This is a genomic window from Escherichia sp. HH091_1A (assembly GCF_030295175.1).
GTDB lineage: Bacteria > Pseudomonadota > Gammaproteobacteria > Enterobacterales > Enterobacteriaceae > Escherichia > Escherichia coli_F.
The window spans coordinates 3,970,887-3,992,230 of record NZ_AP025747.1 but is presented as its reverse complement, the minus strand read 5'-3'; the positions used below and the strand labels follow the sequence as shown (position 1 = coordinate 3,992,230).

Here is a 21,344-nt window from a genome sequence, read left to right as displayed (position 1 = left end):
TTTCTCACACAATTTATAACGTAACTGTCAGAATTGGGTATTATTGGGGCAGGTTGTCGTGAAGGAATTCCCTAATGAAGCAAATTCGTCTGCTGGCGCAGTATTATGTTGACCTGATGATGAAGTTAGGTCTGGTGCGCTTCTCAATGTTGCTGGCGCTGGCCCTCGTCGTTCTTGCCATTGTGGTACAAATGGCAGTGACCATGGTGCTGCATGGTCAGGTCGAAAGCATTGATGTTATTCGTTCTATCTTCTTTGGTTTGCTGATTACGCCGTGGGCGGTCTACTTTCTATCGGTGGTCGTCGAGCAACTGGAGGAGTCACGACAACGTCTGTCACGGCTGGTGCAAAAACTGGAGGAGATGCGCGAGCGCGATTTGAGCCTCAACGTTCAGTTAAAAGATAATATTGCCCAGCTAAATCAGGAAATTGCCGTTCGTGAAAAAGCGGAAGCAGAACTGCAGGAAACCTTCGGCCAACTGAAAATTGAAATTAAAGAGCGCGAAGAGACACAAATTCAGCTCGAGCAGCAATCCTCATTCTTACGTTCCTTCCTTGATGCTTCACCCGACCTGGTTTTTTATCGTAACGAAGATAAAGAGTTTTCCGGCTGTAACCGCGCGATGGAGCTGCTGACCGGAAAAAGCGAAAAACAACTGGTTCATTTAAAACCTGCTGATGTTTACTCACCGGAAGCCGCTGCGAAAGTCATTGAAACCGATGAAAAAGTGTTCCGTCATAATGTGTCACTGACCTATGAGCAGTGGCTGGATTATCCCGACGGACGCAAAGCCTGCTTTGAAATCCGTAAAGTGCCGTACTACGACCGCGTGGGTAAACGTCACGGTTTGATGGGCTTTGGTCGCGACATTACCGAGCGTAAGCGGTATCAGGATGCACTTGAACGCGCCAGCCGCGACAAAACGACGTTTATTTCCACCATCAGTCACGAATTGCGTACACCGCTGAACGGTATCGTCGGCCTGAGCCGCATTCTGCTGGATACCGAACTCACCGCCGAGCAGGAAAAATATCTCAAAACCATCCATGTTTCTGCCGTCACGCTGGGGAATATCTTCAACGATATTATCGACATGGATAAGATGGAACGGCGCAAGGTCCAGCTTGATAATCAGCCGGTTGATTTCACCAGCTTCCTTGCCGATCTGGAAAATCTCTCCGCATTGCAGGCGCAACAGAAAGGATTGCGCTTTAATCTGGAGCCGACGCTGCCATTACCGCATCAGGTCATTACCGACGGGACGCGTTTACGGCAGATCCTGTGGAACCTCATCAGTAACGCCGTCAAATTTACCCAGCAGGGCCAGGTTACCGTGCGCGTGCGCTACGATGAAGGCGATATGCTGCATTTTGAAGTGGAAGATTCCGGCATTGGCATTCCGCAGGATGAGCTGGATAAAATTTTCGCCATGTATTACCAGGTGAAAGACAGTCACGGCGGTAAGCCCGCCACTGGCACCGGTATTGGTCTGGCCGTTTCTCGTCGTCTGGCGAAAAATATGGGCGGCGATATTACGGTTACCAGCGAACAGGGCAAAGGTTCCACCTTTACGTTGACGATCCACGCACCGTCGGTGGCTGAAGAGGTCGATGATGCGTTTGACGAAGACGATATGCCTTTACCGGCGCTGAATGTGCTGCTGGTGGAGGACATTGAACTGAACGTGATTGTCGCGCGTTCTGTGCTGGAAAAATTAGGAAACAGCGTTGATGTCGCAATGACCGGCAAGGCGGCGCTGGAGATGTTTAAACCGGGTGAATACGACCTGGTGTTGCTGGATATTCAGTTGCCAGATATGACCGGGCTGGATATCTCTCGTGAACTGACGAAGCGTTATCCGCGCGAGGATTTACCGCCGCTGGTGGCCTTAACCGCTAACGTGCTGAAAGACAAACAAGAGTACCTCAATGCTGGAATGGATGATGTGCTGAGTAAGCCGCTTTCTGTTCCGGCGCTAACCGCGATGATCAAGAAATTCTGGGATACCCAGGATGATGAGGAGAGTACGGTGACGACAGAAGAGAACAGTAAATCAGAAGCATTGCTCGATATTCCCATGCTGGAACAGTATCTCGAACTTGTAGGACCGAAGCTGATCACCGACGGGTTAGCAGTGTTTGAGAAGATGATGCCGGGCTATGTGAGTGTACTGGAGTCGAATCTGACGGCGCAGGATAAAAAAGGCATCGTCGAGGAAGGGCATAAAATTAAAGGCGCGGCGGGTTCAGTGGGTTTACGCCATCTGCAACAGCTGGGTCAGCAAATTCAGTCTCCTGACCTTCCAGCCTGGGAAGATAACGTCGGTGAATGGATTGAAGAGATGAAAGAAGAGTGGCGTCACGACGTAGAAGTACTGAAAGCGTGGGTGGCAAAAGCTACTAAAAAATGACCCCGGCTAGACCGGGGTGCGCGAATACTGCGCCAACACCAGGGAAATCTTGGCTGCGCCGTAAATTATTATGATGAGTTACAAGGGCACAGCACTGTTTTTCAGGCCGCACGCAGTTAAGATAGCAAAACTTAAATGATTTGTTACATGAATCAGTTAAATGTGTGATGCGTAGCATTTTTATTAAAAAAATTAATGTGTTTCAGTCAATTGCGAAAGGATGATCACAATGAAGAAAATTGGCGTAATTCTGAGCGGATGCGGCGTCTATGACGGTTCTGAAATTCATGAAGCGGTGTTGACGTTGTTAGCTATTTCACGCAGCGGTGCGCAGGCGGTCTGCTTTGCACCGGATAAGCAGCAGGTTGATGTTATCAACCATTTAACTGGCGAAGCGATGACGGAAACGCGCAATGTGCTGATTGAAGCGGCACGAATAACGCGCGGTGAAATCCGTCCTCTGGCTCAGGCCGATGCCGCTGAACTGGATGCGTTGATTGTGCCGGGGGGGTTTGGCGCGGCGAAGAATTTAAGCAATTTTGCCAGTCTTGGTAGCGAATGCACCGTTGACCGTGAATTAAAGGCGCTGGCACAAGCGATGCATCAGGCCGGAAAACCGCTTGGTTTTATGTGTATTGCCCCGGCGATGCTGCCGAAAATTTTCGATTTCCCGCTGCGTTTGACCATCGGTACTGATATCGATACCGCAGAAGTGCTGGAAGAGATGGGCGCGGAGCATGTGCCGTGTCCTGTCGATGATATCGTGGTTGATGAAGACAATAAGATTGTCACCACCCCGGCATATATGCTTGCGCAGAACATTGCAGAAGCGGCGAGCGGCATTGATAAGCTGGTTTCCCGCGTGCTGGTTCTGACTGAATGAGTAAAAGCCGCTTAACGGTGTTTAGTTTCGTTCGCCGTTTTCTTCTACGGTTAATGGTTGTCCTCGCCGTTTTCTGGGGCGGGGGCATCGCGTTGTTTAGCGTTGCGCCTGTTTCTTTCTCAGCGGTAATGGCCGAGCGACAAGTCAGCGCCTGGCTGCATGGCAATTTTCGTTACGTGGCACATTCTGACTGGGTCAGTATGGATCAAATCTCGCCGTGGATGGGACTGGCGGTGATTGCCGCAGAAGATCAGAAGTTTCCTGAGCACTGGGGCTTTGATGTCGCTTCCATTGAGCAAGCCCTGGCGCACAACGAGCGCAATGAAAACCGTATTCGCGGCGCATCAACGATTTCTCAGCAAACAGCCAAAAATCTCTTTTTATGGGATGGACGTAGCTGGGTACGAAAAGGGTTGGAAGCCGGATTAACGCTGGGGATAGAAACAGTCTGGAGCAAAAAGCGTATCCTGACGGTTTACCTGAATATCGCCGAATTTGGCGACGGTGTGTTTGGCGTCGAAGCTGCGGCACAACGTTATTTCCACAAACCCGCGAGCAAACTTACCCGGTCGGAAGCTGCGTTACTGGCTGCCGTATTACCTAATCCACTGCGTTTCAAAGTCTCCGCGCCATCGGGCTATGTGCGTAGCCGTCAGGCGTGGATTTTACGGCAGATGTATCAGTTAGGCGGTGAGTCGTTTATGCAACAACACCAGCTGAATTAAGCTTCGCGCGAAGTGAGGGTCAGCGTTTTGCTCTCACGTGGTTGCAGATCTTTCTGTAGGGCAATAGCCAGTGCCGGCTGGGCGATAAACCGTTTCCATAACCGCTCTTGCTTTCGCTGACAACACCACTTTGACCAGGTCGCCAGTGGAATCAACGTGCTTTCACCAATGTTGTCGCAGACGACGGGGATAACCTCTGACTCACTGATGCGGTGACAGAGGATATTCTGCGGCTTCAACGACATCGTCACGATATGGTTATCCTGCAAATAACGTTTCAGCTGTTTCAGTAACTGGCGCAGCTGTGCAACGTCTTCTTCGTAACGACATTGTTCTGCAAATTCGGTCAGCGTAACGGAGGGCTTACCGTCGAAATCGGCAATCACATCGTAGACATAACCCGTTCCGCAATCCGTCTCCACGGTACCGTGATAGCGCGGTATTCCACTCCAGTCTTTTAACCGGCGACCAAGATGCGCGTAATACTTTAACTCACGGCGGATCTCTTTATCACCACCATCACCACGGTGGTAGACAATCTTGATACAGCGTTGGGCATCTTCCGGATGCGCATAGCATTTCCGATGTCTTCCGGTGCCCAGGGGATTTTGTTCAGATAAGCGAATCATACCATCTCCTGGAAATATTTTCTGACGATCTCCAGTATGGTCGAATAACTTAAACAAAACCTAAACAATGCCTCTTAAGGTTTTCTTAAGGTTCTTCTGAAAGTGAAAAGCGCACAAAATGTACAATTTCCGTCATTAATAACGATTTCAGTACGCGCTTTTTTTATTGTCGGGGGGAGCTTGAAGGGATTTGTATGTCAAAGTGATGAAAATTAATCTTCATCAAAACCAGAGTTAAAGAGGGCGATAACGGCGGCCAGTGCTTCCTCTTCCTGTGGACCGGTCGCTTCGACTTCAATCTGCCGTCCTTTGGCAGAATCCAGCATCAGCAGCGCAATAACGCTGTTGGCTTCAGCTTCAGTGCCTTCATCGTTACGTAACAGCACATCAGCGTCAAAACCCTGCATTAATTCAAACAGCTTCATTGCAGGCCGGGCATGCATGCCCAGCTTGTTTGTGATTTCAACAGTTTGCTTGACGGTCATGGTTTACGTTTTTCCAGCGTACGATGGCGTGACTGGACGTTTTTACCGCGTGAACGGAAGTAGTCTGCCAACTGCTCTGCAATATACACCGAACGGTGCTTCCCGCCAGTACAACCAATGGCGACCGTCAGGTAGCTACGGTTGTTGGTTTCCAGCATAGGTAACCATAGCTCAAGATAGCTTCGCGTCTGGTAAATAAAATTGTGTACTTCTGTGTGGCGGTCGAGGAACGCGGCGACAGGCTTATCAAGACCTGTCATCGGACGCAGTTTTGGATCCCAGTGCGGGTTCGGCAAGAAGCGCACGTCAAAGACGTAATCTGCATCGATAGGGATACCGTGTTTGAAGCCGAAAGACTCAAAGACCATGGTCAGTTCGCGTTCACGTTTACCCAGTAAACGGGTACGCAACATTTCTGCCAGCTCGTGAACGGACATTTCTGAGGTATCGACAATCAGATCCGCTCGCGAACGCAGTGGTTCCAGTAGATCGCTTTCTTTGTCGATAGCACTTTCCAGCGACAGGTTTTTGCTGGAAAGCGGATGCAGGCGGCGCGTGTCACTGTAACGACGAATTAAGGTATTACGGTCGGCATCCAGGAACAGGAGTTGCGGTGAGAAAGCGTCAGGTAGGTTACTCATCGCCTGTTCGAATATTTCTGGTGACTCCGGCATATTACGAACATCAATGCTGACGGCGGCAGAAATCTCGCGATCGGCCAGAGTTCGAGCCAGATCGGGTAACAACACTACGGGGAGGTTATCCACGCAGTAAAAACCCATATCTTCCAGCGCACGAAGGGCGACAGATTTACCTGAACCTGAACGTCCGCTGACGATCATCAGTACCATGTACTGTTTCTCCTCACAACGTCTAAAAGAGACATTACCGAATAACTACGCTTCATCCGGAGTACCTTCGGTATCCGTAATGATTTGATACAGCTCTTCATCGCTCTGGGCTGCGCGTAAACGGCGGCAGATGGTTTTATCCGCCAGACGTTTCGCTACCAGCGACAGAGTATGCAGGTGCGTTTTGGTTTGGTCAGCTGGAACCAGCAACGCAAACAGTAAATCTACCGGTTGGTTGTCAATGGCATCGAAAGCTATGGGCGTTTCGAGCTGAACGAAAACGCCAACGGCGCGCAGAGTATCTTCTTCCAGTTTGCCATGCGGAATGGCTATACCATTGCCGATACCGGTACTGCCCATTTTTTCCCGCGTCAGGATAGCTTCAAAAACCACCTGAGGCGGCAGGCTAAGTTGTTTTGCCGCCAGCTCGCTGATGATTTCCAGGGCGCGTTTTTTGCTCTGACAGTGGACGCGGCTTCGCGTACATTCCCTGTTAAGAACAGTGCTAAGCTGTAGAGTTGTATCATTATTTGTCATAATTTCACCTAAGAACCTGCTCACTCAAACGGTGGAACAGGTTCGGAGCATTAACTGTACAAATGGCCCGTTGTGCCGCACAACAGGCCGCCATGCACATGCTAATTGCCCGGACAATTAGTGTTGTTTCAGTTTATCTTTATGTTTGGTCAACTGGCGTGCCAGCTTATCAATTAAGCCATCAATGGCAGCGTACATGTCCTGACCTTCCGCGCTGGCATGAATTTCACCACCGTTTACATGCAGTGTTGCATCTGAGGTATGGGTGACTTTCTCGACTTTCAGAACAACATAGACCTGGTTGATTCGGTCAAAATATTGCTCAAGTTTGGCAAATTTAGCAGTAACAAATTCGCGCAGTGCCTCGGTGATCTCGACGTTATTTCCGGTAATGTTGAGCTGCATAGTGTCTTCCTTATCGGTTGGGTCAAACGAGCTGTTTACGCTGGTTTGACGGCGGAATGGATAAAGACTCTCGGTACTTCGCAACAGTGCGGCGTGCCACCATGATACCTTGTTCTGACAGCAAAGAGGTTAACTTGCTGTCGCTTAGCGGTTTCGCTGGGTTTTCCGCCGCGATTAATTTCTTCACCAGCGCACGAATTGCCGTTGAGGAAGCTTCGCCGCCGCCCTCGGTATTGACGTGACTGGAAAAGAAATACTTCAGTTCAAAAATGCCTCGTGGACTATGCAGGTATTTTTGCGTGGTCACGCGAGATATCGTCGATTCATGCATTTCGACAGCCTGGGCGATATCGGCCAGTACCATCGGTTTCATATATTCTTCGCCTTGCTCAAAGAAGGCTTGCTGCTGTTCAACGATACAGCGACTCACGCGTAGTAGCGTATCGTTACGGCTTTCCAGACTCTTGATCAACCATTTGGCATCCTGCAGATTGCTGCGGATAAACTGGCTGTCACCGTCGTTGCGCGCGTTATTGCACATCGAGGCGTAGTGCTGGTTGATTTGCAGACGCGGAATGCTGTCGCTGTTGAGTTCTACTGTCCAGTGACCGTTATGCTTACGCACCAGTACATCTGGAATAACATACTCCGGTTCACCAGTCTGGATCGACTGTCCGGGGCGTGGATCGAGCGACTGGATCAGATTGACGGCTTCTTTCAGCACATCTTCTTTCAGTCGCGTGACGCGCATTAAGGTGCGGAAGTCGTGATTGGCTAACAGATCGAGATGATCGCTAATGATCAGTCTCGCCTCTTCCAGCCACGGCGTAGTTTTGTCGAATTGGGAGAGTTGGATCAGCAGGCAGTCACGCAGATCTTTCGCCGCTACGCCGACCGGATCAAACCGTTGGATCCGCTTCAGGACGGCTTCAACTTCATCGATGTCGATTTCTTCATCGCCCATACTTTCGAGAATATCTTCCAGCGGAACAGTCAGATAACCGGTGTCATCAACGGCATCGACGATAGAGGTAGCAATAGCGCGGTCAGTGTCGGAAAACGGTGTCAGCTCGACTTGCCACATCAGGTAATCTTGCAAGGTCTGCGTTGTTTCGCCCTGATAGACCGGCAGCTCGTCGTCAATGTAGTCACCGCTGGTGCCGGAGGGTGTACCAGCGGTGTAAATGGTGTCCCAACTGGCATCGAGCGGCAGCTCTTCCGGCATCTCTTTTTGTTCGAGCGCGTCGGCGGTGTCCAGTGTTTCACTGTCTTGCGTTTCGCGGGTGTCGATTTCTTCATGAGTGTCGATTTGCTCAAGCAGCGGATTACTCTCCAGCGCCTGCTGTAGCTCCTGCTGAAGTTCCAGCGTCGACAACTGCAACAGACGAATAGCCTGTTGGAGCTGTGGCGTCATCGCCAGTTGTTGGCTAAGCCTGAGTTGCAAACCTTGCTTCATGTTCAGAATCGTACTCTCCTGATAAAACGTCGCAAACTTCTACCCTATCAGAGTCTGAAGTCTTCCCCAAGGTATACACGCTTAACATGTTCGTCTTGTAAGATTTCTGTAGGCGTGCCGTGGGCGATCAAATGCCCCTGACTGACGATATAAGCGCGTTCACAAACCGCCAGCGTTTCACGCACGTTATGGTCGGTGATCAGCACGCCCAGGCCGCTGTCGCGCAAGTGCTCAATGATGCGTTTGATGTCGATAACCGAGATCGGGTCAACCCCGGCAAACGGTTCATCAAGCAGAATAAATTTCGGATTCGCAGCCAGTGCACGGGCAATTTCTACACGGCGACGTTCACCCCCGGAGAGTGACTGCCCCATGCTGTCACGCAGGTGTTCGATGTGAAACTCTTCCATCAGCTCGTTCGCGCGGTCTTCACGTTGTTCAGCAGACAAGTCGTCACGAATTTGCAGTACCGCCATCAGGTTATCGTAAACGCTGAGGCGACGAAAAATGGAGGCTTCCTGCGGCAGATAGCCGATACCGCGGCGCGCGCGCGCATGCAGAGGCAGCAGACTGATATCGTCATCATCAATAATGATATTGCCCGCATCGCGCGGCACAATGCCAACAACCATGTAGAAAGTGGTGGTCTTACCGGCACCGTTTGGCCCCAGCAGACCGACAATTTCCCCGGAGTTGACGGTCAGGCTGACGTCTTCTACCACGCGGCGGCCTTTATAGGCTTTTGCAAGGTTCTTTGCAGTTAATGTTGCCATAACGAATTAATTACCCTTCTTCTGTGCCGGGGTCTGGCCTTTGTTGTTTTTGTCCTGCAGCTGCGACGGCACCAGAACGGTGGTTACGCGCTTGCCTTTGTCGCTGAACGCCTGCATTTTCTGCTCTTTCACCAGGTAAGTGATCTTATCACCCTTAATGTTGCTATCGACCTGCTGCAGATAAGCATTACCCGTCAGAACGACAAAATCTTTTGCCAGTTCGTAGTGCATCTGGGAAGCGTGACCTTCAACGGGTTTACCGTTGTCCTGCATCTGGTAGAACGTTGCCGGTTTACCGTAGCCGTCAATCACTTCTTTACCTTGTTCGCCGCCCGGACGGGTAACGACCACTTTGTCGGCATTAATTTTGATGGTGCCCTGGGTGACGATGACATTACCGGTAAAGGTAACCACGTTGCCTTGCATATCAAGAGATTGCTGGTCCGATTCAATGTGGATCGGCTGATCAGTGTCTCCGGTTACGGCAAATGCCGGAATGCTGGCGGCCAGAAGTGAGCTGGCAAGCACAAGATTAAGGCTGAGTTTGTTTGTTTTGAATTTCATAGGATGTTCTAACCTTTTCAATCAGCTCGGCGTTCTTGCTGCGTAAGTTGCCGCGCATTTTCAGACCGCTGGAGTTAAATGTTGTTCCGTATAACGTGACAAGGTCTTCAGAGGTAACATCCTGCGTCACCAGATTGATCTGCGCGTTATCCGTCGTGATTCTGCGAAGTTGAGAGTCCGGCACGAGTGCGTTGACTTCAACGTGTCCATATAAATAGAGCATCCGGTCATTGGTCAGCTTGGCTTTATCTGCTTTTACGGACCATGTCGGGATTTTATCCTTATCAAACGTGGTAAGTACCGGCTGCGTAAACCACGAAACGGCCTGATCGGAATAATATTCAACGTGTTGAGCAATCAATCGATAGCTTAGTGCCCCTTCTGGGTTATAGACGAGCGTGTCCGTATGCTCGCTTTTATAGGTGGGATCATTGTTGTTGACGACCACCTGGGCGGTATCGTCTTTTTCGGCCATATTAATGCCGATCATCACCAGAACCGCCAGTGATAGCACAATGATAACCCAACGTCTGGCTTTACTCATATCGATTGCCCTTTGGCTTCATCCAGTTTGCCCTGCGCCAGGAGTAATAAGTCGCAAACTTCTCGCACTGCGCCACGACCGCCAGCAATGCGCGTTACGTAATCGGCGCGCGGGAGCAACAGTGGATGCGCATCGGCCACGGCGATGCTTAAACCCACTTTTTCCATTACCGGCCAGTCAATGAGATCATCGCCGACATAAGCCACATTTTCCGGGGCAATTGCCAGTTTTTCCAGCAGATCGCTAAAGGCGATCAGTTTGTTTGACTGCCCCTGATACAAGTGAGTGATCCCCAATGTGGCACAACGATCTTCTACCAGTTTAGCCTTTCGCCCGGTAATGATAGCGACTTCAATATCAGAGGTGAGCGCACAACGAATGCCATAACCGTCACGAACGTTGAACGCTTTCAGCTCTTCGCCATTATTGCCCATATAAATCAGGCCATCTGACAGTACGCCATCGACATCGAGGATCAGCAGACGAATGTTCTCTGCTTTTGCCATAACGTCGGCGCTGACAGGGCCGTAACAGGTCGCAAGCGACGCACCTGCTTTGCTCATTGTTGTTTATCCTTGAATCTTTACACTACGCCTGCACGCAGTAAATCATGCATATGTAACACACCGAGTAAATGGTCGCCATCGGCAACCATCACGGAGGTGATATGGCGGGACTGCATTAAGTTCAGTGCCTCAACGGCCAGAATGCCAGGGCGTACACGTATTCCCCCCGGCGTCATCACATCGGCAATACTTAACTGACGAACATCCACACCCATATCGAAGACACGGCGTAAATCACCGTCGGTAAAGATGCCTTCAATCATCATATTGTCATCGCAAATGACCGTCATACCAAGATTTTTGCGGGTAACTTCCAGCAATGCGTCACGCAGACTGGCCGTTTTCTTAACATGCGGGATCTCATCGCCCGTATGCATAATATCGTTTACGCGCAGCAGAAGTTTACGACCCAGTGCGCCGCCGGGGTGTGAGAGCGCAAAATCTTCAGCAGTAAAGCCGCGTGCTTTTAACAGCGCGACAGCGAGGGCATCGCCCATAACCAGCGTGGCGGTCGTGCTGCTGGTCGGTGCCAGCCCTAACGGACAGGCTTCTTTCGCTACTTTAACACACAGATGCACATCTGCGGCGCGCGCCATGCTGCTCTCCGGGCGACCGGTGATGCAGATTAACGGCACGTGAAGACGCTTAAGCACTGGAATTAAGGCCGTGATTTCGCTGGATTCACCGGAGTTAGAGATAGCAATCACCACGTCCTGCGGGGTGACCATACCCAAATCACCATGAGCAGCTTCACCAGGATGGACGAAAAATGAAGGTGTACCGGTGCTGGCAAACGTTGCCGCCATTTTGCGCCCAATATGCCCCGATTTCCCCATCCCCATGACGACAACTTTCCCTTTACACCAGAACATCTTTTCACAGGCAAGCGTGAAATTCTGATTGATGTATTGATCAAGCTCCGCCAGGCAGTCACGTTCAATCGCCAGGACTTCTTTACCTGCTTGCTGAAAGTCAAAACCCGGTTGTAACTCTACGTGCGACATAATGCGTTTCCAGTTATTCAACGAGTATTGGCGATAACCAGTACAACATCGCCAGCCATACGATAAATCCGCCAGTTAATAATACCCCTACACCACGGCCCGGTTGCGGGGAGCGCCGCCAGCACAGCAACGCAAAAATAATGCTCACCAACAACATCACGCTGTAGTCACGGCTGTACGCCAGTGGATCAATCTCTCCAGGCGTTATCAGCGCGGGTAAACCCAACACGATGACAATATTAAAAATGTTTGCGCCAATGATATTCCCGACAGCAATGTCGTTTTCACCTTTGCGAACCCCCGCGATTGCGGTTGCCAGCTCTGGCAGACTGGTTCCGATAGCGATTGCCGTCAGACCCATCGTCAACTCGCTGATGGCAAAGTAATTCGCCAGCACCGTGGCGTTATCAACCACCATCCGCGTGGCCACTGGCATGATGATCAGCGCAATGCCGAGCCATAAAAACGCGACGGGCAATCCGCCTTCACGCGGCAGCTCTGCAAGCTGCTCTCTGGTCAGGCTGTCAGTCCCCTGACGTTCAGCCAGACGTGCAAGTTTAACAATGAACAGCAGCCATAGCACAGCCAGAAAGAGGAGAAAGATACCATCGCTGCGACTAAGTTGTCCGTCATAGAGTACGGAACCGGCCACCACACTGACCAACAACATTATGGGTAATTCGCGGCGCAGAACATCGGAATGGACGGTAAAAGGACGTACCAGCGCAGCCAGACCGAGGATCAGCAAAATATTGATAATGTTTGATCCGAGGGCTACACCAACGGCTAAATCGCGTTGTTCGTGCAGTGATGCGGCAAGCGAAACGATGATTTCTGGTAACGATGTGCCAATACTGACCACCGTCATGCCGATGATCAGCGGCGGGATGCCAAAGGATCGGCAAAGAATGGACGCGGCAAATACCAGGCGGTCGGCACTGTAAACGACCAAAAGTAAACCAACAATTAACAGTGCCGTAGCTAAAAGCATCTAACGTCCTTTCTTCAGGTATACTCGCCGGTCCGCTGAAGATTTTCAGAAAGCCGTAACGGATTCTTAATTTTGACTTTATGCGGCTAAAAAGTAAAACAAATGCCAGCTTTCGCTAACCACGGCGGGTAATATTCTGTAAATATGTTGGGTTCAAGGTTAAATTGAGCGCCATGCTTAGAAAATCAACGCAAGACGAAGGGTGAATTATGGAGCAGTCTGTGGCGAATTTAGTCGATATGCGCGATGTCAGTTTTACGCGTGGCAATCGCTGCATCTTCGATAATATTTCCCTGACCGTGCCGCGAGGGAAGATCACGGCGATCATGGGACCATCGGGCATCGGTAAAACGACGCTACTCCGTCTGATTGGCGGGCAAATCGCACCAGATCATGGTGAGATCCTTTTCGATGGTGAGAATATTCCGGCGATGTCTCGTTCGCGCCTGTATACAGTGCGCAAACGGATGAGCATGTTGTTTCAGTCCGGGGCGTTGTTCACAGATATGAACGTATTTGACAACGTTGCCTATCCACTACGCGAACATACCCAACTTCCCGCACCTTTATTGCATAGCACAGTGATGATGAAGCTGGAGGCCGTGGGGCTGCGCGGAGCGGCTAAACTGATGCCTTCTGAACTTTCCGGAGGGATGGCGCGGCGTGCAGCGCTGGCGCGAGCAATTGCGCTGGAGCCGGATCTCATCATGTTTGATGAACCCTTTGTTGGGCAAGATCCCATCACCATGGGCGTACTGGTGAAGCTGATTTCTGAGCTGAACAGTGCGCTGGGCGTGACTTGTGTGGTGGTTTCTCACGATGTGCCGGAAGTGTTAAGTATTGCGGATCACGCCTGGATCCTGGCGGACAAAAAAATTGTCGCTCATGGCAGTGCTCAGGCGTTGCAGGCGAATCCTGATCCGCGCGTACGTCAGTTTCTGGACGGGATAGCTGACGGGCCTGTTCCGTTCCGCTATCCTGCCGGCGATTATCACGCTGATCTTTTACCAGGGAGTTAAGCCACTCATGCTGTTAAATGCGCTGGCGTCGCTCGGACATAAAGGGATTAAAACCCTGAGAACGTTCGGGCGGGCCGGGTTAATGTTATTCAATGCGCTGGTCGGCAAACCGGAATTTCGCAAACATGCGCCGCTGCTGGTGCGCCAGCTCTATAATGTCGGCGTCCTGTCGATGCTGATTATTGTGGTTTCTGGCGTGTTCATCGGAATGGTGTTGGGGCTGCAAGGTTATCTGGTTCTGACCACTTATAGTGCGGAAACCAGTCTGGGTATGCTGGTGGCGTTATCGCTACTGCGTGAACTGGGGCCGGTGGTTGCCGCGTTGTTGTTTGCCGGGCGTGCTGGTTCGGCGCTAACCGCAGAAATCGGCCTGATGCGCGCTACAGAGCAACTCTCCAGTATGGAGATGATGGCGGTGGATCCGTTGCGTCGGGTTATTTCTCCCCGTTTCTGGGCTGGGGTTATTTCATTACCACTGTTGACGGTTATCTTCGTCGCCGTGGGGATCTGGGGCGGATCTCTGGTCGGCGTCAGTTGGAAAGGCATTGATAGCGGGTTCTTCTGGTCGGCAATGCAAAATGCCGTCGACTGGCGTATGGATCTGGTCAACTGTCTGATTAAGAGCGTGGTGTTCGCCATCACGGTGACGTGGATTTCGTTGTTTAACGGCTACGACGCCATCCCGACGTCTGCCGGGATTAGCCGGGCAACCACTCGCACCGTTGTCCACTCGTCTCTGGCTGTTCTGGGGCTGGATTTTGTGCTGACCGCATTGATGTTTGGGAATTGAGTTCATGCAAACGAAAAAAAATGAAATTTGGGTGGGTATCTTTTTATTAGCAGCACTGCTGGCGGCGCTGTTTGTTTGCCTGAAGGCGGCGAACGTGACGTCCATACGTACTGAACCGACCTATACGCTTTATGCGACGTTCGATAACATTGGCGGCCTGAAAGCGCGCTCTCCGGTCAGCATTGGTGGCGTTGTTGTGGGCCGGGTGGCGGATATTACGCTGGACCCGAAAACCTATCTGCCACGCGTAACGCTGGAAATTGAACAACGTTATAACCACATTCCTGATACCAGTTCGCTGAGCATCCGTACTTCCGGCCTGCTGGGGGAACAATATCTGGCATTAAACGTCGGTTTTGAAGACCCGGAACTGGGGACTGCTATCCTGAAGGATGGCGATACAATCCAGGACACTAAGTCTGCGATGGTGCTGGAAGATCTCATTGGTCAGTTCCTTTACGGTAGTAAAGGCGATGACAATAAGAATAGTGGCGATGCGCCAGCTGCTGCGCCAGGTAATAATGGAACCACTGAACCTGTGGGTACAACGAAATAATTTCAGGAGAACCGACGCATGTTTAAACGTTTAATGATGGTCGCTTTGCTGGTGATTGCACCGCTGAGTGCGGCAACCGCGGCAGACCAGACCAATCCGTATAAGCTGATGGACGAGGCGGCGCAGAAAACGTTCGATCGCCTGAAGAATGAGCAACCGCAAATTCGGGCCAACCCGGATTATCTGCGTACCATTGTTGATCAGGAACTGCTGCCATACGTTCAGGTGAAATACGCCGGGGCTCTGGTTCTGGGCCAGTATTACAAGAGTGCGACTCCCGCCCAGCGTGATGCTTACTTTGCCGCTTTCCGTGAGTATCTGAAGCAGGCTTACGGTCAGGCATTGGCGATGTATCATGGTCAGACTTATCAGATCGCGCCAGAACAGCCTCTGGGTGATAAAACCATTGTGCCTATTCGCGTGACCATTATTGACCCGAATGGCCGCCCGCCGGTGCGTCTGGACTTCCAATGGCGTAAAAACTCCCAGACGGGCAACTGGCAGGCTTACGACATGATTGCAGAGGGTGTCAGCATGATCACCACCAAACAAAATGAGTGGGGGACGCTGCTGCGTACCAAAGGTATCGACGGCCTGACTGCGCAACTGAAATCGATTTCTCAACAGAAAATCACTCTGGAAGAGAAAAAGTAATGAGCGAGTCACTGAGCTGGATGCAGACGGGTGACACGCTGGCGTTATCCGGAGAGCTGGATCAGGACGTTCTGCTACCGCTTTGGGAAATGCGTGAGGAGGCGGTGAAGGGGATTACCTGCATCGATCTTAGCCGTGTATCCCGCGTTGATACAGGTGGACTGGCGCTGCTGCTCCATCTTATCGATCTGGCGAAAAAGCAGGGCAACAATGTGACGCTTCAGGGGGTAAACGACAAAGTGTATACCCTGGCGAAATTGTATAATTTGCCTGCTGATGTTCTGCCTCGTTAAATTTTTTCAGGCCGGATAAGGCGTTAACCGCCTGTCCGGCAAACCTGCCTGCAAGTTGAGCCTTGTCTGATTTATCAGCGAGGCTTTTTGCTTATTTATGCCAGCGCAACTTTGCTCTAAGATGTTTCGCTGGTTTATTAACTGATGATTGAAGATCCCATGGAAAATAATGAAATTCAGAGCGTGTTGATGAACGCTCTCTCCCTCCAGGAAGTCCACGTTTCCGGCGATGGCAGCCACTTTCAGGTTATTGCCGTGGGTGAGTTGTTTGACGGCATGAGTCGGGTTAAAAAACAGCAGACGGTCTATGGCCCGCTGATGGAATATATTGCGGATAACCGCATTCATGCTGTGTCGATCAAAGCGTATACCCCTGCGGAGTGGGCGCGCGATCGCAAACTGAACGGCTTTTGAGCTATGGGCGATTCGCCGGTAGCGGATATGAATTGTTAACTGAGAACAAACTAAATGGATAAATTTCGTGTTCAGGGGCCAACGAAGCTCCAGGGCGAAGTCACAATTTCCGGCGCTAAAAATGCTGCTCTGCCTATTCTTTTTGCCGCACTACTGGCGGAAGAACCGGTAGAGATCCAGAACGTCCCGAAACTGAAAGACGTTGATACATCAATGAAGCTGCTAAGCCAGCTGGGTGCGAAAGTAGAGCGTAATGGTTCTGTGCATATTGATGCCCGCGAGGTTAATGTATTCTGCGCACCTTACGATCTGGTTAAAACCATGCGTGCCTCTATCTGGGCACTGGGGCCGCTGGTAGCGCGCTTTGGGCAGGGGCAAGTTTCACTGCCTGGCGGTTGTACGATCGGTGCGCGTCCGGTTGATCTACACATTTCTGGCCTCGAACAATTAGGCGCGACCATCAAACTGGAAGAAGGTTACGTTAAAGCTTCCGTCGACGGTCGTCTGAAAGGCGCACATATCGTGATGGATAAAGTCAGCGTTGGCGCAACGGTGACCATCATGTGTGCTGCAACCCTGGCGGAAGGCACCACGATTATTGAAAACGCAGCGCGTGAACCGGAAATCGTCGATACCGCGAACTTCCTGATTACGCTGGGTGCGAAAATTAGCGGTCAGGGCACCGATCGTATCATCATCGAAGGTGTGGAACGTTTAGGTGGCGGTGTCTATCGCGTGCTGCCGGATCGTATCGAAACCGGTACATTCCTTGTGGCGGCGGCGATCTCTCGCGGCAAAATTATCTGCCGTAACGCACAGCCAGATACTCTTGACGCTGTGCTGGCGAAATTGCGTGACGCTGGAGCGGACATTGAAGTCGGCGAAGACTGGATTAGCCTGGATATGCATGGCAAACGGCCGAAAGCTGTTAACGTACGTACCGCGCCGCATCCGGCATTCCCGACCGATATGCAGGCCCAGTTCACACTGCTGAACCTGGTGGCAGAAGGCACCGGATTCATCACCGAAACGGTCTTTGAAAACCGCTTTATGCACGTACCAGAGCTGAGTCGTATGGGCGCGCATGCCGAAATTGAAAGTAATACCGTTATTTGTCACGGTGTGGAAAAACTTTCTGGCGCACAGGTTATGGCAACCGATCTACGTGCTTCAGCAAGCCTGGTGCTGGCTGGTTGTATTGCGGAAGGGACAACGGTGGTTGATCGTATTTATCACATCGATCGTGGCTACGAACGTATTGAAGACAAACTGCGCGCTTTAGGTGCAAATATTGAGCGTGTGAAAGGCGAGTAATCGTCCGAGAGCTGGCAGCCCCGTTCGCGGGGCTACCGCCAGACCACTCATTTTTTCGGTTTAGTGTAGCTACGCATCAACTGCGTTCTGTCGATAAACTCATGGGTCTGCGGATCATGGTAGCGTGATGGCCAGATAACCCAGGGGTCAGTTCCCAGGGCTTTCGCAATAATCATCTCTCCTTTCGGCCATGGGCGCGATAATGCGTTCGCCAGCGTTGAGGAACTCAAACCATTTCTACGAGATTCCGCCGCCATTGACGTTCCTTTCTTGCGTAAACCCGCAATGATGTCAGCGGGATGCCAGTCAATGAAATTACTTTCCATCTTTCCTCACTCCTTAAGTTAGTCGCTTTCATTCAGAACACTTCTTCTGTCGAGCATCACTATACTCCTGATGGCCTATTGCTCTAAAAAGTTCCTGTAAAGAGTGTGAATATTCAGAATATATAAAGATACATACACTGGTTTTTCAGGCGTTATTACGCTGAATAAGTGTTTTTATGGAACTTATTGGAATCATCCCGCGCACTGCGCGGGATGAGGGGGAGGGGATTAACGATCGCGTTGAACAGCGATGTGCGCGAGGCCGATGAGTGCTTCTCGCCACGGGGTGTCCGGGAGCACCTGTAACGCTGCGATGGCTTTGTCTGCTTCTTCCTCGGCACGCTGACGCGTCCATTCAAGAGAGCCACAAGCGTTCATTGCTTCCAAAACCGGTTCCAGAAGATGACGACCGTTACCCTGTTCGATGGCGGTACGGATCATCTGCGCCTGTTCAGGTGTGCCATGATGCATCGCATGCAGCAGCGGCAGCGTTGGTTTACCTTCGTTCAGATCGTCGCCGACGTTTTTACCCAACTGTTCGCCATCGGCATTGTAATCGAGCAAATCGTCGATCAACTGGAAAGCGGTGCCGAGATAACGCCCATAATCTTGCAGGCCTTTCTCCTCCTCCGGCGAACAACCTGCCAGAATCCCGGAACACTGCGCGGCAGCCTCAAACAGACGCGCGGTCTTGCTGTAGATAACGCGCATGTAGTTTTCTTCGGTGATGTCCGGGTCGTTAACGTTCATCAGTTGCAGAACTTCACCTTCTGCGATGACGTTTACGGCTTCAGACATCACTTCCAGCACTTTGAGCGAACCGAGGCTGGTCATCATCTGGAACGCGCGGGTATAAATAAAATCGCCTACCAGCACACTGGCAGCATTGCCAAACGCAGCGTTGGCGGTAGCTTTACCCCTGCGCATATCTGATTCATCCACTACGTCGTCGTGTAGCAGAGTCGCCGTGTGGATAAATTCGATCAGGGCTGCAATGGTGACATGCGCATTTCCCTCATAGCCAACAGCTCGTGCAGCCAGTACAGCAATCATCGGACGAATACGTTTACCGCCGCCGCTGACGATGTAATAGCCTAACTGATTGATCAGTTGGACGTCGGAATTAAGCTGCTCGAGAATTGCCGCATTAACACCCGCCATATCTTGCGCGGTTAACTCATTGATTTTTTCTAAATTCATCGCAAAAGCCGGGCTTTTCGCCCCGATTACCTTACTGTGAACAAAGGCAACTTAGGGTTTATGGTTAGGAATATAGGGTGATTGTACTGAAAAAATGGCACAGATAAACGTTACCGTACAAGTTGTGTTTTTTTTCTTCGTGTATTGACTGTAGCACTTGTCAAAGGCGTGCGTTTTGCGTAATATTCGCGCCCTATTGTGAATATTTATAGCGCACTCTGAATCATTGAAAAGGTGTGCGCGGAAGCGGAGTTTTATATGTACGCGGTTTTCCAAAGTGGTGGTAAACAACACCGAGTAAGCGAAGGTCAGACCGTTCGCCTGGAAAAGCTGGACATCGCAACTGGCGAAACTGTTGAGTTCGCTGAAGTGCTGATGATCGCAAACGGTGAAGAAGTCAAAATCGGCGTTCCTTTCGTTGATGGTGGCGTAATCAAAGCTGAAGTTGTTGCTCACGGTCGTGGCGAGAAAGTTAAAATCGTTAAGTTTCGTCGTCGTAAACACTATCGTAAGCAGCAGGGCCATCGTCAGTGGTTCACTGATGTGAAAATTACTGGCATCAGCGCCTAAGACCTGAGGAGAGATTTCAAATGGCACATAAAAAGGCTGGCGGCTCCACACGTAACGGTCGCGATTCAGAAGCTAAACGCCTGGGCGTTAAGCGTTTCGGTGGCGAATCCGTTCTGGCGGGTAGCATCATCGTTCGTCAACGTGGTACCAAATTCCACGCAGGCGCTAACGTAGGTTGCGGTCGTGACCACACTCTGTTTGCTAAAGCAGACGGTAAAGTGAAATTCGAAGTTAAAGGCCCGAAAAACCGTAAATTTATCAGCATCGAAGCTGAATAAGTTTTTCGCGTCCCGGTAACGGATGAAAGCCCCGCAACACGTTGCGGGGCTTTTTACATTCGATAACCGGTAAAAATTCGCATCGTGCGGCGTTAACTCGCAAATGCGTTTTGTAGGGAATACGGTATGAAGCAGCAGGCAGGCATTGGCATTCTTTTGGCGCTCACTACCGCAATTTGCTGGGGTGCGTTGCCAATCGCAATGAAGCAGGTGCTGGAGGTGATGGAACCTCCGACAATCGTGTTTTACCGTTTCTTGATGGCGAGTATTGGCCTTGGTGCCATTCTTGCGGTGAAGAAGAGGTTGCCGCCATTACGCGTGTTTCGTAAGCCACGCTGGTTGATTTTGTTGGCAGTGGCGACCGCCGGGCTGTTTGGGAACTTCATCCTGTTCAGCTCATCCTTGCAATACCTGAGTCCGACCGCTTCGCAGGTGATTGGGCAACTCTCGCCAGTTGGCATGATGGTTGCCAGCGTATTTATCCTGAAAGAGAAAATGCGCAGCACCCAGGTAGTGGGGGCATTGATGCTCCTGAGCGGCCTGGTGATGTTTTTTAACACCAGTCTGGTTGAGATATTTACAAAGCTCACCGATTACACCTGGGGAGTTATTTTTGGGGTCGGTGCGGCGACGGTTTGGGTGAGTTATGGCGTAGCGCAGAAGGTTTTATTGCGTCGGCTGGCCTCACCGCAGATCCTGTTTTTGCTGTACACTTTATGTACAATTGCGCTCTTCCCTCTGGCAAATCCTGGAGTGATAGCGCAGCTTAGCCACTGGCAGCTCGCATGTTTAATTTTTTGCGGACTGAATACATTGGTAGGATATGGCGCCCTGGCGGAAGCGATGGCTCGCTGGCAGGCAGCGCAGGTGAGCGCGATCATCACGCTCACCCCACTGTTTACGCTGTTTTTTTCAGATCTTTTATCACTGGCCTGGCCCGATTTCTTCGCCAGACCGATGTTAAACCTTTTAGGTTATCTCGGTGCGTTTGTCGTGGTTGCGGGCGCGATGTATTCCGCCATTGGTCATCGTATTTGGGGCGGATTACGTAAGCATACAACGGTGGTATCGCAACCCCGCGCAGGCGAATGATTTACGGAGAATAA

General features: G+C 51.0%; 27 protein-coding genes. 13 read left to right on the top strand and 14 right to left on the bottom strand.

The features are described 5' to 3' along the window. Positions 1 to 74 precede the first annotated feature (74 nt). From arcB to mtgA, 3 genes are all read left to right on the top strand, one after another. Positions 75 to 2,411, top strand: coding sequence for an aerobic respiration two-component sensor histidine kinase ArcB (arcB, locus tag QUF14_RS20060; protein ID WP_000809774.1), 2,337 nt, complete (start codon positions 75 to 77; stop codon positions 2,409 to 2,411). A 229-nt stretch (positions 2,412 to 2,640) separates the two neighbouring features. Continuing rightward, on the top strand, positions 2,641 to 3,294 hold the full coding sequence (gene elbB, locus QUF14_RS20055) for an isoprenoid biosynthesis glyoxalase ElbB (RefSeq protein ID WP_001352908.1): 654 nt from the start codon (positions 2,641 to 2,643) through the stop codon (positions 3,292 to 3,294). After that, positions 3,291 to 4,019, top strand: coding sequence for a monofunctional biosynthetic peptidoglycan transglycosylase (gene mtgA / locus QUF14_RS20050; RefSeq protein WP_000047104.1), 729 nt, complete (start codon positions 3,291 to 3,293; stop codon positions 4,017 to 4,019). Before elbB ends, mtgA begins: the two co-directional genes overlap by 4 nt. Here the strand turns inward: mtgA and yrbL are convergent. The 12 genes from yrbL to QUF14_RS19990 all read right to left on the bottom strand — a co-directional run bounded on the left by yrbL (position 4,016) and on the right by QUF14_RS19990 (position 12,824). Further along, positions 4,016 to 4,648, bottom strand: a complete 633-nt coding sequence (yrbL, locus tag QUF14_RS20045; RefSeq protein WP_000620389.1) for a PhoP regulatory network protein YrbL — start codon at positions 4,646 to 4,648, stop codon at positions 4,016 to 4,018. The genes mtgA and yrbL overlap by 4 nt on opposite strands. 212 nt (positions 4,649 to 4,860) lie before the next feature. After that, positions 4,861 to 5,133, bottom strand: a complete 273-nt coding sequence (gene npr, locus QUF14_RS20040; protein WP_000216789.1) for a PTS phosphocarrier protein NPr — start codon at positions 5,131 to 5,133, stop codon at positions 4,861 to 4,863. Next, complete coding sequence (gene rapZ, locus QUF14_RS20035; protein WP_000243741.1) at positions 5,130 to 5,984, bottom strand: RNase adapter RapZ; 855 nt, start codon at positions 5,982 to 5,984, stop codon at positions 5,130 to 5,132. Before rapZ ends, npr begins: the two co-directional genes overlap by 4 nt. Before the next feature lie 45 nt (positions 5,985 to 6,029). After that, the gene (gene ptsN / locus QUF14_RS20030) at positions 6,030 to 6,521 is read right to left on the bottom strand and encodes a PTS IIA-like nitrogen regulatory protein PtsN (RefSeq protein ID WP_000183679.1); all 492 of its coding nucleotides are present in this window, start codon (positions 6,519 to 6,521) and stop codon (positions 6,030 to 6,032) included. Between the two features lie 117 nt (positions 6,522 to 6,638). Beyond that, positions 6,639 to 6,926: a ribosome hibernation promoting factor gene (gene hpf, locus QUF14_RS20025; RefSeq protein WP_001176599.1), complete on the bottom strand. Its 288-nt coding sequence runs from the start codon at positions 6,924 to 6,926 to the stop codon at positions 6,639 to 6,641. Positions 6,927 to 6,948: 22 nt separating this feature from the next. Next, the gene (gene rpoN / locus QUF14_RS20020; protein WP_000809051.1) at positions 6,949 to 8,382 is read right to left on the bottom strand and encodes an RNA polymerase factor sigma-54; all 1,434 of its coding nucleotides are present in this window, start codon (positions 8,380 to 8,382) and stop codon (positions 6,949 to 6,951) included. A 47-nt stretch (positions 8,383 to 8,429) separates the two neighbouring features. Continuing rightward, positions 8,430 to 9,155: an LPS export ABC transporter ATP-binding protein gene (gene lptB, locus QUF14_RS20015; protein WP_000224099.1), complete on the bottom strand. Its 726-nt coding sequence runs from the start codon at positions 9,153 to 9,155 to the stop codon at positions 8,430 to 8,432. Positions 9,156 to 9,161: 6 nt separating this feature from the next. Continuing rightward, complete coding sequence (gene lptA, locus QUF14_RS20010) at positions 9,162 to 9,719, bottom strand: lipopolysaccharide ABC transporter substrate-binding protein LptA (protein WP_000669785.1); 558 nt, start codon at positions 9,717 to 9,719, stop codon at positions 9,162 to 9,164. Further along, positions 9,688 to 10,263 (bottom strand): LPS export ABC transporter periplasmic protein LptC, encoded by a 576-nt coding sequence (lptC, locus tag QUF14_RS20005; protein ID WP_000030537.1) that lies wholly within the window; start codon positions 10,261 to 10,263, stop codon positions 9,688 to 9,690. The genes lptA and lptC overlap by 32 nt, the downstream gene beginning before the upstream one ends. After that, a complete protein-coding gene (kdsC, locus tag QUF14_RS20000) occupies positions 10,260 to 10,826 on the bottom strand; it encodes a 3-deoxy-manno-octulosonate-8-phosphatase KdsC (protein WP_000030014.1) in 567 nt (188 codons plus the stop codon). The genes lptC and kdsC overlap by 4 nt, the downstream gene beginning before the upstream one ends. A gap of 20 nt (positions 10,827 to 10,846) precedes the next feature. Continuing rightward, positions 10,847 to 11,833, bottom strand: a complete 987-nt coding sequence (gene kdsD, locus QUF14_RS19995; protein WP_001352909.1) for an arabinose-5-phosphate isomerase KdsD — start codon at positions 11,831 to 11,833, stop codon at positions 10,847 to 10,849. Positions 11,834 to 11,846: 13 nt separating this feature from the next. Next, positions 11,847 to 12,824: a calcium/sodium antiporter gene (locus QUF14_RS19990; RefSeq protein ID WP_000922853.1), complete on the bottom strand. Its 978-nt coding sequence runs from the start codon at positions 12,822 to 12,824 to the stop codon at positions 11,847 to 11,849. 209 nt (positions 12,825 to 13,033) lie between these two features. Here QUF14_RS19990 and mlaF point away from each other — a divergent pair, with 209 nt between their 5' ends. The 7 genes from mlaF (at position 13,034) to murA (ending at position 17,864) form a co-directional block, all read left to right on the top strand. Continuing rightward, complete coding sequence (gene mlaF, locus QUF14_RS19985) at positions 13,034 to 13,843, top strand: phospholipid ABC transporter ATP-binding protein MlaF (protein ID WP_000438245.1); 810 nt, start codon at positions 13,034 to 13,036, stop codon at positions 13,841 to 13,843. 7 nt (positions 13,844 to 13,850) lie between these two features. Further along, on the top strand, positions 13,851 to 14,633 hold the full coding sequence (gene mlaE / locus QUF14_RS19980) for a lipid asymmetry maintenance ABC transporter permease subunit MlaE (RefSeq protein ID WP_000925795.1): 783 nt from the start codon (positions 13,851 to 13,853) through the stop codon (positions 14,631 to 14,633). Positions 14,634 to 14,637: 4 nt separating this feature from the next. Beyond that, positions 14,638 to 15,189, top strand: a complete 552-nt coding sequence (gene mlaD / locus QUF14_RS19975; protein ID WP_024212126.1) for an outer membrane lipid asymmetry maintenance protein MlaD — start codon at positions 14,638 to 14,640, stop codon at positions 15,187 to 15,189. An 18-nt stretch (positions 15,190 to 15,207) separates the two neighbouring features. After that, the gene (gene mlaC / locus QUF14_RS19970) at positions 15,208 to 15,843 is read left to right on the top strand and encodes a phospholipid-binding protein MlaC (protein ID WP_000476484.1); all 636 of its coding nucleotides are present in this window, start codon (positions 15,208 to 15,210) and stop codon (positions 15,841 to 15,843) included. Then, entirely contained in the window at positions 15,843 to 16,136 is a 294-nt protein-coding gene (gene mlaB / locus QUF14_RS19965) for a lipid asymmetry maintenance protein MlaB (RefSeq protein ID WP_000004488.1), read from the top strand. The genes mlaC and mlaB overlap by 1 nt, the downstream gene beginning before the upstream one ends. 159 nt (positions 16,137 to 16,295) lie before the next feature. Further along, positions 16,296 to 16,550 (top strand): BolA family iron metabolism protein IbaG, encoded by a 255-nt coding sequence (ibaG, locus tag QUF14_RS19960; RefSeq protein WP_000429656.1) that lies wholly within the window; start codon positions 16,296 to 16,298, stop codon positions 16,548 to 16,550. A gap of 54 nt (positions 16,551 to 16,604) precedes the next feature. Continuing rightward, on the top strand, positions 16,605 to 17,864 hold the full coding sequence (gene murA / locus QUF14_RS19955; protein ID WP_000357278.1) for a UDP-N-acetylglucosamine 1-carboxyvinyltransferase: 1,260 nt from the start codon (positions 16,605 to 16,607) through the stop codon (positions 17,862 to 17,864). A 47-nt stretch (positions 17,865 to 17,911) separates the two neighbouring features. Here the strand turns inward: murA and sfsB are convergent, their stop codons facing one another. Together sfsB and ispB are read right to left on the bottom strand one after the other, a co-directional pair. Beyond that, positions 17,912 to 18,190, bottom strand: a complete 279-nt coding sequence (sfsB, locus tag QUF14_RS19950) for a DNA-binding transcriptional regulator SfsB (RefSeq protein ID WP_000445413.1) — start codon at positions 18,188 to 18,190, stop codon at positions 17,912 to 17,914. A gap of 228 nt (positions 18,191 to 18,418) precedes the next feature. Further along, positions 18,419 to 19,390: an octaprenyl diphosphate synthase gene (ispB, locus tag QUF14_RS19945; RefSeq protein WP_001047331.1), complete on the bottom strand. Its 972-nt coding sequence runs from the start codon at positions 19,388 to 19,390 to the stop codon at positions 18,419 to 18,421. 258 nt (positions 19,391 to 19,648) lie between these two features. On the opposite strand from ispB, the gene rplU reads away from it, so the two are divergent. From rplU to QUF14_RS19930, 3 genes are all read left to right on the top strand, one after another. Next, a complete protein-coding gene (gene rplU, locus QUF14_RS19940) occupies positions 19,649 to 19,960 on the top strand; it encodes a 50S ribosomal protein L21 (protein WP_000271401.1) in 312 nt (103 codons plus the stop codon). Between the two features lie 20 nt (positions 19,961 to 19,980). Beyond that, a complete protein-coding gene (rpmA, locus tag QUF14_RS19935; RefSeq protein WP_000940595.1) occupies positions 19,981 to 20,238 on the top strand; it encodes a 50S ribosomal protein L27 in 258 nt (85 codons plus the stop codon). A 126-nt stretch (positions 20,239 to 20,364) separates the two neighbouring features. Beyond that, positions 20,365 to 21,330: a DMT family transporter gene (locus tag QUF14_RS19930; RefSeq protein ID WP_000813040.1), complete on the top strand. Its 966-nt coding sequence runs from the start codon at positions 20,365 to 20,367 to the stop codon at positions 21,328 to 21,330. Positions 21,331 to 21,344: the final 14 nt, after the last annotated feature.